Genomic DNA, 15,432 nt, shown 5'->3' on the forward strand with positions numbered 1-15,432 from the left:
GCACCGAAAAGTCTGCCTTGCAACCGCCGATGCAGTGGGACGCCTGGGGCGATCCGGCCAAGAAGCGTGAACTGTCGGACGCAGTCACATCATTGTTGACCGGATTTCTCGGTGTCTCCGCACCGACTCGATCGCGTCTCGCCATCGAAGACGTCCAGGTGGCTCCGTCCGCTATGGCCCAGTCGCATGTCGAAGCGCTGGCTGGGCTGGTCGGGGCCGAGTACGTCAGTACCAAGGATTCCGATCGAATCCTTCGGGCCGGTGGCAAGAGCACCCCGGATCTGCTTCGCCGTCGTAGCGTCGAGCCACAGGACGCACCGGACGCAGTCGTCACCCCAGGGACAGACGCAGAGGTCGAGCAGATTCTCCGATACTGCTCTGCCAACCGGATCGCAGTGGTCCCATTCGGCGGCGGCACCAGCGTCGTCGGCGGGCTCGATCCCATTCGTGACGGGTTCGACGCAGTTCTATCTCTCGATCTGCGCAGGTTCGATCAGCTCGTCGGGTTGGACGAGGAATCGGGCATCGCGACGTTCGGCGGCGGAACTACCGGCCCACGGGCCGAGGAGCTTCTGCGTGAGCACGGTTTCTCGGTCGGGCATTTCCCGCAGAGCTTCCTGTTCGCCACTCTGGGCGGGTTTGCGGCAACCCGGTCTTCGGGGCAGGCGTCGGCTGGATACGGACGCTTCGAGGACATGGTCCAGGGCCTCACTGTTGTCACTCCGAGTGGTGTGATCGAGACCGGGCGTGCGCCGGCATCCGCTGCAGGCCCCGATCTGGGTGAGCTCTTTGTCGGCTCCGAAGGCACTTTCGGCGTCATCACGCACGTGCGTGTGCGGGTTCACCGTCTGCCCGAGACCACCGTGCGCGAAGGGTGGAGCTTCCCCGACTTCGCCACCGGCGCAGCAGCATTGCGTGAGCTGGTCCAGGAAGGATCGGCTCCGACAGTATTGCGGTTGTCCGACGAGGCCGAGAGTGGCGTGAATCTGGCGACCACCGACAAGATCGGCGAGAACGCCTTCACCGGTGGTTGCCTCGGCATCACTACCTACGAGGGCACCGCTTCGCACACCGCTGAACGGATGGCGGAGGCCCGAGCAATTCTCACCGCTCACGGCGGCACGTCGCTCGGTGAGGAGCCCGGAAACAGCTGGGAACACGGGCGATTCGATGCGCCGTATCTGCGTGACGCCTTGCTCGACGTCGGCGCTTTGTGCGAAACCCTCGAGACGGCAACCACCTGGGGTAACCTCGCGAACCTGCGCTCCTCGGTCACCGAGGCGCTGACCAAGGCTCTCGTCGAGCAGGGGACTCAGCCGCTCGTGATGTGCCACATTTCGCACACCTACAAGACCGGTGCTTCGCTGTACTTCACCGTAGTCAGCGCGCAGACCGAGGATCCGATCGCTCAGTGGCACAAGGCGAAAACTGCCGCTGGCGATGCGATCATCGCCGCCGGTGGCACGATCACCCATCACCACGCTGTGGGCGCCGATCACCGCCCATGGATGAAGGACGAGATCGGTGAACTGGGCGCGAACATCCTTCGCGCAGTGAAGAATGCAGTGGACCCTGCCGGCATCCTCAATCCTGGAAAGCTGATTCCGTGACCGAAACCCGCAGTCAGATCGAGAAGGTTACCGTCCTGATCAATCCGATGGCGGGACATGGTCACGCGCCTGCGGCAGGACGCAAAGGTGTTGCGCGACTGCGCGCTCGGGGAGTTGCCGTCACCGAGATCATCGGAACCGACGCCGACGACGCCAAGAAATTGGCCCGTCGTGCGATCGAGGAGGGTACCGACGCGCTGGTGGTGGTCGGCGGTGACGGTGCCATCAGCATCGGATTGCAGGCTGCCGCGTTGACCGATACTCCTATCGGGCTCATCCCGGCGGGCACCGGTAACGATCACGCCCGTGAGTTCGGCATTCCCACAGGCGATCCCGAGGCAGCCGCCGATGTGATCGCCGACGGCGTCGTGCAGCAGTCCGACCTGGCGAAGATCACGCTGGCCGACGGTTCCGTCGTCTGGTCGGGAACGATCATCGCGAGCGGATTCGATTCGCTGGTCAGTGAACGGGCCAATCGGATGTCGTGGCCCAAGGGACCGATGCGCTACAACTTGGCGATGCTCGCCGAGTTGGCGAAGATGAAGCCGCTGCCGTACCGGATCGAACTCGACGACGAGGTCATCACGGTGGACGCGACGCTCGTGGCTGTCGGCAACGGCCGCTCGTACGGTGGCGGCATGCTCATCACTCCGGGCGCGTCGAAGTCTGATGGGTTGCTGGATCTGACCGTCGTCGGGCACGGTTCGAGGTTGCGTCTGGTGCGCCTGTTTCCGCGGGTGTACAAGGGAACTCACGTCTCCTTGGATGCGGTGCAGACGTATCGGTCGAAGAAGGTGCGGTTGGTCTCCGAGGGCATCATCGCCTACGCGGACGGCGATCGGGTGGGGCCGTTGCCCATCACGATCGAGGCAGTTCCCACGGCGCTCAACATCTTGACGCACACTCGGATCTGAGTCGGTTCTGCCGGGCACTAGGTAGCGGTGGTGTCAGACTTCTCGGATGAACGAATCGACGAAGTCGGCGCACCGCCGCGCTGCGTGGACGTTGGAGAAATGGCAGCTAGCCATCGACATCCCGTTGACCGCTGCGGCCTGCCTGTTCTTGGTGGCGTACGCGTACCAAGTGCTGGCGCAACCGACGGGCCTTCCACATCGTCTGACCGAATGGACGATGTGGGCTGCGTGGGTCGTTTTTGCCGTCGACTACGCAGTTCGCCTGTGGTTGGCACCTGCCCGCGGTCGCTGGTTCGTCAGGCATCTCTTGGACTTGGCGATGGTGGTGTTGCCCATGCTGCGTCCGCTGCGCCTACTTCGGTTGGTCACACTGCTTGCGATAGTTCACCGCTCGAGCGGGCAAAGCTTGCGTGGACGGGTGGTTATTTACGCCACTGGTGCTACGGCCTTGCTGATCGGTGTCGCGGCGCTGGCCATGCTCGATGCCGAGCGTCACGCGCAGGGCGCTGCCATCACGTCGTACGGAACGGCATTGTGGTGGGCGATGGAGACGGTCACGACCGTCGGTTACGGAGACATGGCGCCCGTTACCACGACCGGGCGCATGATCGCCGGAGCATTGATGATCGGCGGAATTGCGTTGCTGGGCATCGTGACTGCCACACTCGCTTCCTGGTTGGTCGATCGCGTGGCGGAACAGGACGAGGCATCCCAGGCCGCGACGCGTAAGCAGGTGGCGGACCTGTCCGAGGAAGTCCGAGCCTTGGCCACCCGCACGCACCGAGTCGATCTCGCGTCCGTCGATACCGATTCGCTGCGTCGCGAACTGGCGTCGAGGGGAGTCGTGGCGCAGCATGCACCTTCGGACAATTGACCCGCAGTACAGCAAACAATAGAACGATGGTCTGATAATCTTGCGTGATGGTGGCGACCCACGGATTTCAGCGCGCGCGCAGGCCTGAGCAGATCGAAGCGCGTCGGTGCGCGATTCTCGATGCGGCCCGCGCGATGCTCGGGTCCAGGCCCGTCGCCGACATCAGCCTGCGTGAGCTCAGTGAGAGCGTCGGACTGGCGAAGTCGAACGTGCTTCGCTACTTCGACAGTCGCGAAGCCATCTTTCTCGAAGTGCTCGACGAGAACTGGGTTGCGTGGTTGGACGGGTTGTCCGAGTCGTTGACCCCGACCGGTGACGACTCGCCGTTCGCCACTGAAATCCATGTGGCATCGACGGTTGCGGAATCGCTTGTCGCACAGCGTTTACTGTGTGAGTTGATGAGCGTCATGGCAGGTGTCCTCGAAAGAAACATCTCCGTCGACTTCGCCCGTGACTTCAAGAAGCGGGCAACGGTCAACTCGGGAAGGTTTGCGTCGCTGATTCATTCGCAATTGCCTCACCTCTCGGAGGGCGACGCGGCTCAATTCGCCAAGGTAACCCTGGTGATTGTTGCAGGCTTGTGGCCGACTGCCGAGCCTGCCGAATCCATGGTCGTCGTACTGAACGAGATGCAGGCGCCCCCTGCTGCCGACATGTTCGCAACCGGCCTACGTGAAGGTCTGATCAATCAGCTCGTCGGGCTGTCGGCGCGAGCGGCAACCCGAACGAGCTGAGCCCGTTCAGGCGCTGTGCAGCGTCAGGACGGTGATCTCGCTCGGTGCGAACACGCGGAATGGTGGACCCCAGAACCCGGTTCCGCGGCTTGTGTACAACTGCGTGCGGTCGCCGTGACGGGTGAGCCCGTGCACCGACGGTTGATCGAGTTTGACCAGAAGGTTGAACGGCCAGATCTGTCCGCCGTGGGTATGACCGGCGAGCTGCAGATCCACTCCCGCGGAAGCGGACTGAGTTACCTGCTTCGGTTGATGGGCGAGCATCAGGATCGGCAAATCGGGGTCGGTGCCGGCAAGGGCCATATCGAAGTTCGCGCCGTGACCGTCGAGCTTCGATCCCAGAGCGGTGGCGTCGTCGACTCCGGCGATGACCAGGTTGTCGCCGCCCTTGGTGACGACGAGGTGCCGGTTGTGCAGGGCATCCCAGCCGATCGAGGTCATGTAGTCGAGCCACTCCTGAGCCTCGTGGAAGTACTCGTGATTCCCGGTGACGTAGACACGAGCGAGTCTGGCTTCCACCGACGCGAGTGGGGTGGCTTGGCCGAGGCGCTGCTCCACTGTTCCGTCGGCAATGTCACCGACGTGGGCCACGATGTCGGCGTCGAGATCGTTGACTGCCGCGATCACGCGCTCGGACCACTTCTCGCGATTGATCGGCCCGAAGTGAGTGTCGGTGATCGCGACTACCCGAAGTTTGTCCATCCCCGCACCAAGGCGGGGGATGGTGACGTCGACCTGCTTGATCCGTGGCAGTCTCATGGCTTCCCGATAGCCCCAGATCAGCAGAACGGCCGAGGTGATCAGTGCCGCAACGGCGACGATTCTCGATCGAAGCGGGTCATCCACGCCGCCGACGAGCAGTCCGAGCCTCAGGACTTCACCGAGCAGGGTCCACACGAACACGACCCAGATGATTCCGAGGAGGGCGTCGCCGACCAGGCGAACTGGATCGCGGTCAGTGTGTCCGTGGCTGAGCATCATGGTGGCAGGCAGGGTGATCAGGAGGGCGGCAAATAGAACGGTGCCGAAAACTGCCACCGCTGTCGGCCAGTCCGGCCGGATGAACAAGCTCCACCACGGGTACGCGAACAACAGAGCCAAGATCGACGCGACAATCGCGGATATGGCAACGATCCGCAACGGTCTGCGGCGCGGAACTCGAGCGACGTCGGTCGCCTGGGGTGTAGTCACCCCGTCCAGAGTAAAGGTCCACTGGTCTATTAACAAGGGGACGGTGGTCCGCTATCGGAATGTCGGTGTTCTCGGATAGGTTTCCGAACGTTGAAACTCGGCCAGTGATCAGGTGGGTGGCGCATGGAGAAGTACGACGTCAAGAAGGCATACAAGGATCTCTATTCCCCCGGGCGCCGCGATTTTGCCCTCGTGACCGTCCCGCGCTTCGGCTACTTCGCCGTCGACGGTCACGGTGATCCCAACACTGCCACCGAGTACTCCGAGGCGCTCGAAGCGCTGTATTCGGTGTCCTACGCGACCAAATTCGCGAGCAAGAAGGAACTGGATCGCGACTTCGTCGTGGGCCCGCTGGAAGGGTTGTGGCGGGCAGATGATCCCGAGGTGTTCGTGACGCGGGACAAGTCGTCGTGGGATTGGACGATGATGATCTCGCAACCGGAGTGGATCACGGAGACCGAACTGTCTGCGTCGATTGACGCAGTCCGGGCCAAGGCAGTGCGGGCCAAGAAGGAGATTCCCGCTCTCGACAAGGTCAGGTTTCTCGAGTTGGAGGAAGGTCTGTCCGTCCAGATTCTTCACGTCGGCTCGTACGACGACGAAGCTCCTACCCTGGACCGGCTGCACAACACGTTCATCCCGTCGAACGGCCTGAGCTTCAACGGCGATCATCACGAGATCTATCTCAGCGACGCTCGCCGTACACCGCCCGAGAAACTGAAGACGGTTCTGCGTCAGCCTGTTTCGAGGTAGTGATTACGGCTCGAGGCCGCGCAGCTTCTCGAGGTCGCGTCGCTCGCGTTTGGTCGGTCTGCCGGCGCCACGATCACGTCGCGGAATGGACGCGATCAGTTCGGGCGGTGGTGGGGGCGGCGAATTGTCCTGCAGGCAATCGGCGGCCAGCACGGCGCTGACTCGCTTCGTGATCGGCTTGACCACGACGACGATGCGCTCGATGCCGGATACACGCACCCGCACCTCGTCGCCGGCTTTCACCTGCTGAGCCGCCTTTGCCGACGTTCCGTTGACCCGAACGTGTCCCGATCGGCAGGCGGTCGCCGCCTGCGAGCGTGTTTTGAACAGCCGAACCGCCCACGTCCAGCTGTCCACGCGGACACTGATCGCGTCGGAGGGGAGTTGGGCTGGCACGCACTCCAGCCTACCGACGAGTGCTCACAGACCCTGCGCGCGGATGCCCGAGTAGGCGCGCGGTGCATACCGCAGTCGTAACGGCAGCAGATGCCAGAACCGATCCGTCAATGTCAGGAAGCGGGCGAACCAGAAGTACATCCGTTCGTCGCGCGGCGTCCATTCCCATTCAAGGGTCTTGCGCGCCTTCTCCGGCATCAGTGCCTTGCCGATCCAGTTCGCCACGGCCATCGTGGGGCGAGAGCTAAGACGCCACAGCCACGTCGGAACCTTCGGCGCCGGTGCGATGTCGTGCTCGGCGATGCGCGTCGACCACTTCGTGGTGTGAGTGTTGATCAACTGGTTGTCGAGCATGTCTTCCCAGTACGTGCGGAAGCTGGCGTAGTCGTCGAAAGCCGGTCGGTCGGTGAGTCCGTAACAGCGCCACCAGGTTACGGCCTCACGGACAAGCTGGTCCTTCTGCTCCGCCGTGAACTTCTTGTACGCGAATCGCTCGTTGAAATCGAGTATCACCTCGAAGAACGTGACGTGTGTCCACCAGAAAGTGTCAGGAGCGAGGGCGTGGTAACGCCCGCCGGTTTCGTCGATTCCTTTGAGATCGGTGTGGAAGTTGCGAACGAGCGTGCCTGTGCCCTCTTCGGTCCGGTCGTACACGACGCCGTAGATGGGCGGCAGTGAGCGGAACAGGCGGTCGAGCGGGTTGTCGAAAAAATTCGAATGATCCTGCAGCGCTCCACTTACCGCGGGATGCATGTTCTGCAGCGTGCCTGCGCGTCCGAGATACAGCAGACCGCGAACGTCGCCGAAGTGTGTCCACGTCAGGGAACCGGGGCCGATCGGATCTGCTCGCAGGGCCCGGGGCGCTGGCAGTTCCCGGGGCTTCGGCCGACGAGTACCTGTGTCCGCATCGCTGCTCATCTGGGTGACCCCTCCGCCTGCGCATCATGTGACAACGGGTGTTGTCACATGATGACTTTTGCTGCGCCACGCGAATTTGTCAATGGATTCGACAAGATCTGTCCCAAAAACAGCTCCGGCCCCTCACCTGCAACAGGTGAGGGGCCGGAAGGGTGAAGCGGTCGGACTCAGGCGTATTCGTAGAAGCCGCGACCGGTCTTCTTGCCGAGACGACCGGCGTCGACCATGCGGCGAAGCAGTGCCGGCGGAGCGTAGTGCGGTTCTGCGAATTCCGCGTACAGCGACTCTGCTGCTGCGAGAGCGATGTCGAGACCGACGGTGTCGAGCAGCGTCAGCGGGCCCATCGGGTAGCCGCAGCCGCCCTTCATGGCCTCGTCGATGTCTTCTGCTGTGGCGTAGCCGGATTCGAGCATCCGGACAGCCTGGCACAGGTACGGGATGAGCAGAGCGTTGACGATGAAGCCCGAACGGTCGCCCGCGCGAACCGTCTTCTTGCGCAAGGTGTTCTTGGCGTAGTCGGTGACGGCGAGAACGGTCTCTTCGGACGTCGTCAGGCTGACCACGATCTCCACGAGCGGCATGACCGGCACGGGGTTGAAGAAGTGAACGCCGACAACCTGGCCGGGGCGCGAGGTGGCCTTGGCGATCTTGATGACGGGGATCGACGACGTGTTGGTCGCCAGAATGCCTGCAGGCTTGACGATCTTGTCGAGCTTGCCGAAGATCTCGTACTTGAGAGCTTCGATCTCGGGAGCAGCTTCGATCACCAGATCGCGATCGGCGAACTCTTCCATGTCCAAGGTGACGCGGACGCGTGCGATCGCGGCGTCGGCTTCTTCCTGGGTGATCTTGCCCTTGGCGACGCCGCGGTTGATCGACTTGGCGATCCGTTCGCGAGCAGCGGCGGCAAATTCTTCTTTGGTTTCGAGCACCAGTACCGAGCTACCGGCTTTTGCACAAACTTCGGCAATGCCGGCACCCATGGTGCCGCCGCCGATTACGCCTACGAGTTCCACGATTCTCCTCAAAAATTGGGGGCAAGCCCCTGTGCGCCGTTCCGGTAGTCAGAACTACCAGAAAGGCGCACAGGGGCGCGAAGTGCCTTACTTCAACAGCGCACGCGACATCACGACGCGCTGAATCTGGTTTGTGCCTTCGTAGATCTGCGTGATCTTGGCGTCGCGCATCATGCGCTCGACCGGGAAGTCGGTGGTGTAACCGGCGCCACCGAACAGCTGCACTGCGTCGGTGGTGACCTCCATGGCAACGTCCGAAGCGAAGCACTTCGCCGCAGCGGAGATGAAACCGAGGTTCTTCTCGCCGCGCTCGGCGCGTGCTGCGGAGGTGTAGACCATCAGACGTGCGGCTTCGACCTTCATCGCCATGTCCGCGAGCATGAACTGAACAGCCTGGAAGTCGCTGATGGACTTGCCGAACTGCTTGCGATCCTTGGTGTACGCCAGCGCCGCGTCGAGTGCGCCCTGGGCCAGGCCGACAGCCTGAGCACCGATGGTGGGACGCGTGTGGTCGAGGGTCTCGAGTGCCGTCTTGAAGCCGGTGCCCGGTTCGCCGATGATGCGGTCGCCGGGGATGCGGCAGTTCTCGAAGTACAGCTCGGCGGTGGGGGAGCCCTTGATGCCGAGCTTCTTTTCCTTCGGTCCGACGACAAAGCCCTCGTCGTCCTTGTGGACCATGAAGGAGGAGATGCCGTTGGCGCCCTTGTCAGGATCGGTGACAGCCATGACGGTGTACCAGGTGGACTTGCCGCCGTTGGTGATCCAGCACTTGGAGCCGTTGAGGATCCAGTCGTCGCCGTCAGCCTTTGCGCGGGTACGCATCGAAGCGGCGTCGGATCCGGCTTCACGCTCGGACAGTGCGTACGACGCCATTCCGCCGTTCACGAGGTCCGGGAGCACCTTGGACTTGAGCTCTTCGGAACCCTTGAGGATCAGGCCCATGGTGCCGAGCTTGTTCACAGCGGGGATCAGCGAGGAGGATCCACAGACGCGGGCGACTTCCTCGATGACGATGCAGGTGGCGACGGAATCGGCGCCCTGGCCGTCGTAAGCCTCGGGAACGTGGATGGCGTTGAAGCCGGACGCGTTGAGAGCGGTGAGCGCTTCCTCGGGGAAACGTGCGTTCTCGTCGACGTCCTTGGCGTACGGCGCGATTTCCTTCTCGGAGAGTCCGCGGATAGCAGCCCGCAGTTCGTCGTGCTCTTCGTTCAGTGCGAAGAGATTGAAATCCGGGTTTCCTGCCATGGGAACGCTCCTTGGTGAAGGTGGCTTGAAGGCGGTCGGTGCGGCTCCGGCGTTACCAGCGAGATTCGCGGACAGACCGGTGCCCATGACCCCAGTCAAACACGGCACTGAGTGCCAGGTCAAGGGATGGGTGTGTGAAGTTTCGGTGCACGAGCAGTGTCAGCCGAGTTGTTCGTGGATTTTTCTGCTGATCTCATCAGCGGACGTGCCCGGGGGAAAGGCTACTACCAGCACGGACTTCGATTCTGGCGTGCTGGTCTTGGACCCGGGTGCCACGCCGTACGTCCGCCGAACGTCGAGCAATGCCTGACTTAGTGCGTCAGCTGTGGCGTCCTCGTCGCCTTTGATCATGCTTCGCAAGAGGTAGTTGTGGCACGCGGTGACAGCTGCGGCAAAACCGACAACCTCGAGGACAGGTTCGCGGGGCACAGCGCTGCGCAGGTAGTCGACGAAGAGGCGCTCGTAGCGGAATCCGGTGACGAGTTCGCGGTCGCGAAGAGCCGGAACATGCTGTACGACGCGGTATCGCCGCATCGACAGGTCTCGGTTCCTGCGGAAGAAATCGAAGACCAGTCCCGCGGCCTCGCACACGGACGCCCAGGGGTCGGCGGAATCGGACGCGAGGAACTCTGCGACGTGTTCGAGGAGGGACTCGTGATCGGCGAAGATCACGTCTTCCTTGGAGCGGAACTGCCGGAAGAACGTCCGACGCGACACACCGGCGGCAGCGGCGATCTGCTCGACGGTGGTGGCTTCGTACCCGTTCTCCGAGAACAACCGGATCGCTTGAGACGCGACGTGTACCCGAAACTGTGCGGGGTCAGTTCCGGGTACATCGGAGCGCTCGGTCATGGATGCAAGTATCCAGGTTTCGTCGGCGTCAGTTGTCGGCGCGTAGCTGGAACTTGAGAACCTTGCCGGTGGGGGTGCGAGGAAGGTCGAGCGGGAAGACGATGTCGCGGGGAACCTTGTACCCGGCCAGCAAAGTGCGGGTGTGCTCGACGATGTCTTCGGCGGATGCCTGTAATCCCTTGCCCAGCACCACGAATGCCTTCGGGCGCTCGCCCCACTTCTCGTCGGGAACGCCGACGACTGCCACGTCGATCACCGCGGGGTGACTCATGATCGCCTGCTCCACCTCGACGGTGGAGATGTTCTCGCCGCCGGAGATGATGATGTCCTTCGCGCGGTCCTTGAGCTGGATGTATCCGTCGGGATGCATGACGCCGAGGTCGCCGGAATGGAACCAACCACCGGCAAATGCTTCGGCTGTCGCGGCCTCGTCGCGGTAGTATCCGAGCATCACGTTGTTGCCGCGGAGCACGATCTCACCCATGGTCTGGCCGTCGGCGGGGACGTCGTTCATCTCGGCATCGACAACGCGAGCATTTTCGGCTTGCACCATGCCGACTCCCTGACGCGAGAGAAGTGCGGCGCGCTCGGACTGCGGCTTGTCGTCCCAGGCTTCCTGGTATTCGCAGATCGTGTAGGGGCCGTACACCTCGGTGAGGCCGTAGACGTGAACGACGGTGACACCGATGTCTTCGAGTTTTCCGATGATCGTCGGTGACGGGGGAGCGCCGGCGGTGGTGATGCGCAAGGCGTCGACCTTGTGGGCCTGGTCTGCGTCGGCGATGGTGGAGCAGACGGTAGGAGCGCCGCACAGATGTGTCACGCCCAGATTGTCGATGGCGTCCCAGATCGCATCGGCGCGGACCGCGCGCAGGCAGATATGTGTGCCCGCGGCCTGAGTGACGGCCCACGGCGTGCACCACCCGTTGCAGTGGAACATCGGCAGTGTCCACAGATACTTCGTCGCTCCGTCGAAGCCGTTGTGGAATGTCTCGCCGAGCGAGTTCAGGTACGCCCCGCGGTGGGAGTACATGACGCCCTTGGGTTTTCCGGTGGTACCCGAGGTGTAGTTGATGGCGATGCACTGCTGCTCGTCGTCGACGCCCCAGTGCAGTGGCTGATCGGAGAGAGCTTCGCCTTCGGCAATCAGATCGGCGTACTGCCCGGTGACGATTCCGGTGGGAACGTCCGGATAGGGGACGGTGGAGTCCGGGATCTCGACGATCTCACGCAGGCTCCCCACGTTTGCCTTGGACGAGGTGACCGAACCGACGAATTCGGAGTCCACGAACAGGATCGTGGTTCCCGAGTGATCGAGAATGTATTCGAGTTCGGGACCGGCGAGGCGTGAGTTCAGGGCGATCAGGACCCCGCCGGCGAGGGGAACGGCAAAATGCGCGAACAGCATCTCGGGTACGTTCGGCGCCAGGTATGCGACGCGGTCACCGGGCTGAATGCGTTCACGCAGGACGCGGGCCAGAGCCGCGACCTCGTCACCGAACTCTCGGTACGAGTAGGTCCGGTCGCCGTGAACGACGGCGGTGCGCTCGGGGAACACCGCGGCGCTGCGCTCGAGAAAGCGCAGCGGACTGAGCGGGGTGTTGTTGGCTGCAACAGCTGTCGGGACAGACACGGTTCCTCCGAAGGCGACGTGGCACGGTTGGTGTCACGATAAGTGTGATCGGCACTACAAATGGCCTGGATGCACGCTATTGCCCAGCCAAAGGTGCCGCTACCCTCTGAATTGGGTACGTGGAGGTGAGAGTGAGCAGGGTACTGAGACCGAGCGACGACGACGCGTTGCGCGCCGAACTGCGTCGGCTGCACCCCAAAACCGAGTTGCCGGTTCTGTTTGGCGGCTGCGTCAGCGACCGGTCGCTGACCATCACCGGTCACGTCGGCACGCGCAGCAACATCCTGCGAAACCTGCGGATCGACGCCGAATGCGGACTCGGCGGTCGGGCGATCGCAGAACAACGACCGGGCGCGGTCCAGGACTACGCGAACTCGTCGCACATCACTCACGACTACGACTACGAAGTGGGCACCGAAGCGATCGAATCCTTGATGGCAGTCCCGATCGTCGTACGCGGGGTTACTCGCGGAGCGATCTACGGAGGACTGCGTGCCAACCTGCCGATCGGCGACGTGATCGCAGAGACGATGATGCGATCGTCGTACGCGTTGGCCCGCGAATTCGAGATTCGCGACGAAGTGGATCGTCGGGTGGCGATGCTCGATACCGCTGCGGTGGAACATGGTTCGAACCGCGATGCCCAGATATCCGAAGGGTTGACCGAGAGCGTCCTGGCGCTCGGCGAGATCGCGGCGAACCTCGAGGACATGGCTCTCAGCGCGCAGGTCCTCGCCGTCGAGGCAAAGTTGCGGGCGTTGGCGTCGCCGAAACCTGCCGCGAACACTCCAGTCGCGAACACCGTTGTCCTGTCGCCCCGCGAGCGGGAGGTGATGGGCTACGTAGCTCTGGGACTGCGCAATGCCGAGATCGCCGAGAGGTTGTCCCTGAGCGTCGAAACGATCAAGACGTACATGCGGAATCTGATGGGAAAACTCGACGTCCGCAGTCGGCACGAAGCAGTTGTGGAAGCGCGGCGGCAGGGCTTGATTCTGTAAGGCTGAATCGGTGGGCCGGTCCCGCCAAGCGGAATTTCGGAACTGCGTCGCCGCTCCGGTTGATATGACGGACCTCACTATCGGCAGAGTTCGACACGAGTGATGAGGGCATCGATGCAGGATTTGTTCGACAACAACGACATGACCGGCCTGGCCGAAGCGATCAAGAGCGGCGACGTCTCCGCCAAGGAAGTCCTCGAGTTCAGTCTGGACAGGCTCGACGAGCGCAACCCGGCAGTCAACGCGGTGATCAGTGAGCGTCGAGAGGAAGCGCGCAACGAGGTATCAGGCGGCCTGCCGGATGGCCCACTGCACGGCGTCCCGTTCGTGATCAAAGACCTCGGCATGGATGTGGCAGGATTGCCGAGCACCAATGGATCTCGATTGTTCGCCGACGCTGTGGCAGAAAATGATTCGACGCTCGTCGAGCGCTACCGCCAGGCTGGTCTGGTTGTCATCGGCAAGACGAACACCCCGGAGTTCGGCAAGAACGCGAGTACCGAACCTGCGCTGTTCGGACCCACCCGTAACCCTTACGCCCTTGATCGTTCGCCCGGCGGATCTTCGGGTGGCACGGCTGTAGCTGTTGCCGTCGGGATCGTGCCAGGCGGGCATGCCAGCGACGGTGGTGGATCGATCCGTATTCCCGCATCGGCCTGCGGCCTGGTAGGCCTCAAGCCGAGCCGAGGACGTACTCCGACGGCACCGGCGCGCACGCTCTTCTCGTCGCCGATGAGTGTTCATCACGCGCTCACCCGAAGTGTCCGCGACACTGCGTTGCTTCTCGATCTCTCCGCCGGGCCGACAGTGGGCGATCCTTACGTGATCCTGGCGCCGAAGCGGCCGTACATCGAGGAAGTGGGTGCCGATCCCGGACGGTTGCGGATCGGTCTGAGTAACGCTCTTCCTGACGGCACACCGGTGGACCCGGAGTGCTCGGCCGTCGCGACCGGTGTTGCCGGCCTGCTCGAAGAACTCGATCACGATGTCACCGAGAGTGCCCCGAACTTTCCGCTCGATGCGCTCACTGCCGGGCTGTCGGTGTTGATGGGCATTCCGATGACGATCGAGGTCGACGAACGACTCGACGCCCTGAACCGCGCGATCCGCGACGACGACCTCGAGCCGATGGCGCGGATGATCTACGACCGCGCGAAGTCCGAAAGTGCGACGAACGTCGTCAAGGCATTGCAGGAACTCGAGCGGGCCGCCCAGGTGATCGGTGCGTTCTTCGTCGATCACGACCTGTTGCTGACTCCGACGATGGCTCGGCCGGCAGCTCCGCTCGGTCTGCTCGATACGGCGAATCCTATGTCGATCTGGGAGCATTCGGCCGGGTACAGCGGCTTGACCAGTCCGTTCAACAGTTCAGGTCAGCCGGCGATTTCCTTGCCGATGGGTCATGACTCGGCCGGCGTTCCGATCGGCGTGCAGTTGGTCGGCGCGTTCGGCCGTGAAGATCTGCTGATTCAGGTTGCGTCGCAGCTCGAAACAGCCCGTCCGTGGTCCATTGCGCCGGTGTGGCCGCCGGTCCCGGCGTAGCGCGCGGTCGTCCGAGCCGGGGAGGACGTCAGGCGATGGTGCGAATCGGCCACTGGCCGTTCACATCTGCCACGTCCCTCCCTTGGCTGAGAAGGTACTCGGCGAAATCGCGTTGCCGCTCTGCGTGCCAATCGGCTTGATCGACCATGAGATCGAGCCCCAGGATGTCGGGGAACCGCACGGCCAACTCGCGGGCCAACGCCGCCGCCGCTTTGGCATCGGCCTCGGCTTCGTGCGCCGACTCCAATGAAATTCCGTAGTGCTCGCACACAGCCGCAAGCGTTCGCTTGCCCTTGCGGAACGTATCCATCGCCCGATCGATCACGTACGGATCGATCACCAACCCCGGAACGAATGCAGGCTTGCCGATGCGCAGACCCTCGGCATGCATGACCGTCAGATCATAGGAGGCATTGAACGCCACGACGGCGTGATCGCGCGCCCAGGAATTGTGCAGAGCCTCGCGAATCTCTTCGTAGCCCTCGGAATAATCCTGGCCGTGTTGCGCCGCGAACTCGGTGCTGATGCCGTGAACAGCTGAGGCGCCGGCGGGGATGTCGACGCCGGGATCGAGTAGCCACGTGCGTGTTTCGACACTCGAACCGTCGATCACCGCGACGCAGGCACTGACGATACGAGCGGTCGACGGATCCCGCCCCGTGGTCTCGAGGTCGAACGCGCAGATCGGGCGATCGGACCAGCTACTCATCGGGGGCCTTTCGGTGCAGAACGTCATGTCCGAATCACTATGCACCC

15 protein-coding genes are annotated in these 15,432 nt (G+C 62.9%); 7 read left to right on the forward strand and 8 right to left on the reverse strand.

Annotated elements, in window-relative coordinates; all coding sequences use genetic code 11:
• Positions 1–29: 29 nt before the first annotated feature.
• Genes RWT78_RS08655 through RWT78_RS08670 form a run of 4 tightly spaced genes read left to right on the forward strand, consistent with a single transcriptional unit; the run spans position 30 to position 4,132 of the window.
• On the forward strand, positions 30–1,610 hold the full coding sequence (locus tag RWT78_RS08655) for an FAD-binding oxidoreductase (RefSeq protein WP_065351386.1): 1,581 nt from the start codon (positions 30–32) through the stop codon (positions 1,608–1,610).
• A complete protein-coding gene (locus tag RWT78_RS08660) occupies positions 1,607–2,524 on the forward strand; it encodes a diacylglycerol kinase (RefSeq protein ID WP_007731349.1) in 918 nt (305 codons plus the stop codon). Before RWT78_RS08655 ends, RWT78_RS08660 begins: the two co-directional genes overlap by 4 nt.
• Positions 2,525–2,570: 46 nt before the next feature.
• Positions 2,571–3,398 carry an ion channel gene (locus RWT78_RS08665; RefSeq protein WP_314675340.1) on the forward strand — a complete coding sequence of 276 codons (828 nt, stop codon included), beginning with the start codon at positions 2,571–2,573 and terminating at the stop codon, positions 3,396–3,398.
• Positions 3,399–3,445: 47 nt separating this feature from the next.
• Entirely contained in the window at positions 3,446–4,132 is a 687-nt protein-coding gene (locus RWT78_RS08670) for a TetR/AcrR family transcriptional regulator (protein WP_007731351.1), read from the forward strand.
• A 6-nt stretch (positions 4,133–4,138) separates the two neighbouring features.
• Here RWT78_RS08670 and RWT78_RS08675 read toward each other — a convergent pair whose 3' ends face one another.
• Positions 4,139–5,323 (reverse strand): metallophosphoesterase, encoded by a 1,185-nt coding sequence (locus RWT78_RS08675; protein ID WP_118606632.1) that lies wholly within the window; start codon positions 5,321–5,323, stop codon positions 4,139–4,141.
• Between the two features lie 123 nt (positions 5,324–5,446).
• Here RWT78_RS08675 and RWT78_RS08680 point away from each other — a divergent pair, with 123 nt between their 5' ends.
• Positions 5,447–6,076, forward strand: a complete 630-nt coding sequence (locus tag RWT78_RS08680; RefSeq protein WP_314675344.1) for a GyrI-like domain-containing protein — start codon at positions 5,447–5,449, stop codon at positions 6,074–6,076.
• 3 nt (positions 6,077–6,079) lie between these two features.
• Here RWT78_RS08680 and RWT78_RS08685 read toward each other — a convergent pair whose 3' ends face one another.
• The 6 genes from RWT78_RS08685 to RWT78_RS08710 form a co-directional block, all read right to left on the reverse strand.
• Entirely contained in the window at positions 6,080–6,472 is a 393-nt protein-coding gene (locus RWT78_RS08685) for an RNA-binding S4 domain-containing protein (protein ID WP_029256216.1), read from the reverse strand.
• Positions 6,473–6,496: 24 nt separating this feature from the next.
• The gene (locus RWT78_RS08690; protein ID WP_314675347.1) at positions 6,497–7,390 is read right to left on the reverse strand and encodes an oxygenase MpaB family protein; all 894 of its coding nucleotides are present in this window, start codon (positions 7,388–7,390) and stop codon (positions 6,497–6,499) included.
• A 167-nt stretch (positions 7,391–7,557) separates the two neighbouring features.
• The gene (locus RWT78_RS08695; protein ID WP_003940434.1) at positions 7,558–8,406 is read right to left on the reverse strand and encodes a 3-hydroxybutyryl-CoA dehydrogenase; all 849 of its coding nucleotides are present in this window, start codon (positions 8,404–8,406) and stop codon (positions 7,558–7,560) included.
• Positions 8,407–8,493: 87 nt separating this feature from the next.
• Positions 8,494–9,651 carry an acyl-CoA dehydrogenase gene (locus RWT78_RS08700; RefSeq protein ID WP_003939784.1) on the reverse strand — a complete coding sequence of 386 codons (1,158 nt, stop codon included), beginning with the start codon at positions 9,649–9,651 and terminating at the stop codon, positions 8,494–8,496.
• 159 nt (positions 9,652–9,810) lie between these two features.
• Positions 9,811–10,503, reverse strand: a complete 693-nt coding sequence (locus tag RWT78_RS08705) for a TetR family transcriptional regulator (RefSeq protein WP_003939674.1) — start codon at positions 10,501–10,503, stop codon at positions 9,811–9,813.
• A gap of 28 nt (positions 10,504–10,531) precedes the next feature.
• A complete protein-coding gene (locus RWT78_RS08710) occupies positions 10,532–12,136 on the reverse strand; it encodes an acyl--CoA ligase family protein (RefSeq protein WP_030535166.1) in 1,605 nt (534 codons plus the stop codon).
• Positions 12,137–12,267: 131 nt separating this feature from the next.
• Between RWT78_RS08710 and RWT78_RS08715 the strand changes: the two genes are divergently transcribed.
• Positions 12,268–13,134: a response regulator transcription factor gene (locus RWT78_RS08715; protein WP_314675353.1), complete on the forward strand. Its 867-nt coding sequence runs from the start codon at positions 12,268–12,270 to the stop codon at positions 13,132–13,134.
• Positions 13,135–13,248: 114 nt separating this feature from the next.
• On the forward strand, positions 13,249–14,676 hold the full coding sequence (locus RWT78_RS08720) for an amidase (RefSeq protein WP_314675355.1): 1,428 nt from the start codon (positions 13,249–13,251) through the stop codon (positions 14,674–14,676).
• Positions 14,677–14,704: 28 nt separating this feature from the next.
• Here the strand turns inward: RWT78_RS08720 and RWT78_RS08725 are convergent, their stop codons facing one another.
• Entirely contained in the window at positions 14,705–15,385 is a 681-nt protein-coding gene (locus RWT78_RS08725; RefSeq protein WP_314675357.1) for a 3'-5' exonuclease, read from the reverse strand.
• Between the last annotated feature and the right edge of the window lie 47 nt (positions 15,386–15,432).

Origin of the sequence: uncultured Rhodococcus sp. (assembly GCF_963525155.1) — a bacterium.
GTDB classification, from domain to species: domain Bacteria; phylum Actinomycetota; class Actinomycetes; order Mycobacteriales; family Mycobacteriaceae; genus Rhodococcus_F; species Rhodococcus_F qingshengii.

Excerpts from the sequence above, each read along its gene's own strand:
- RWT78_RS08655 (WP_065351386.1), top strand. The coding sequence starts at position 30 with ATGCAGTGGGACGCCTGGGGCGATCCGGCCAAGAAGCGTGAACTGTCG.
- RWT78_RS08665 (WP_314675340.1), top strand. The coding sequence starts at position 2,571 with ATGAACGAATCGACGAAGTCGGCGCACCGCCGCGCTGCGTGGACGTTG.
- RWT78_RS08670 (WP_007731351.1), top strand. The coding sequence starts at position 3,446 with ATGGTGGCGACCCACGGATTTCAGCGCGCGCGCAGGCCTGAGCAGATC.
- RWT78_RS08680 (WP_314675344.1), top strand. The coding sequence starts at position 5,447 with ATGGAGAAGTACGACGTCAAGAAGGCATACAAGGATCTCTATTCCCCC.
- RWT78_RS08690 (WP_314675347.1), bottom strand. The coding sequence starts at position 7,390 with ATGAGCAGCGATGCGGACACAGGTACTCGTCGGCCGAAGCCCCGGGAA.
- RWT78_RS08700 (WP_003939784.1), bottom strand. The coding sequence starts at position 9,651 with ATGGCAGGAAACCCGGATTTCAATCTCTTCGCACTGAACGAAGAGCAC.
- RWT78_RS08705 (WP_003939674.1), bottom strand. The coding sequence starts at position 10,503 with ATGACCGAGCGCTCCGATGTACCCGGAACTGACCCCGCACAGTTTCGG.
- RWT78_RS08720 (WP_314675355.1), top strand. The coding sequence starts at position 13,249 with ATGCAGGATTTGTTCGACAACAACGACATGACCGGCCTGGCCGAAGCG.
- RWT78_RS08725 (WP_314675357.1), bottom strand. The coding sequence starts at position 15,385 with ATGAGTAGCTGGTCCGATCGCCCGATCTGCGCGTTCGACCTCGAGACC.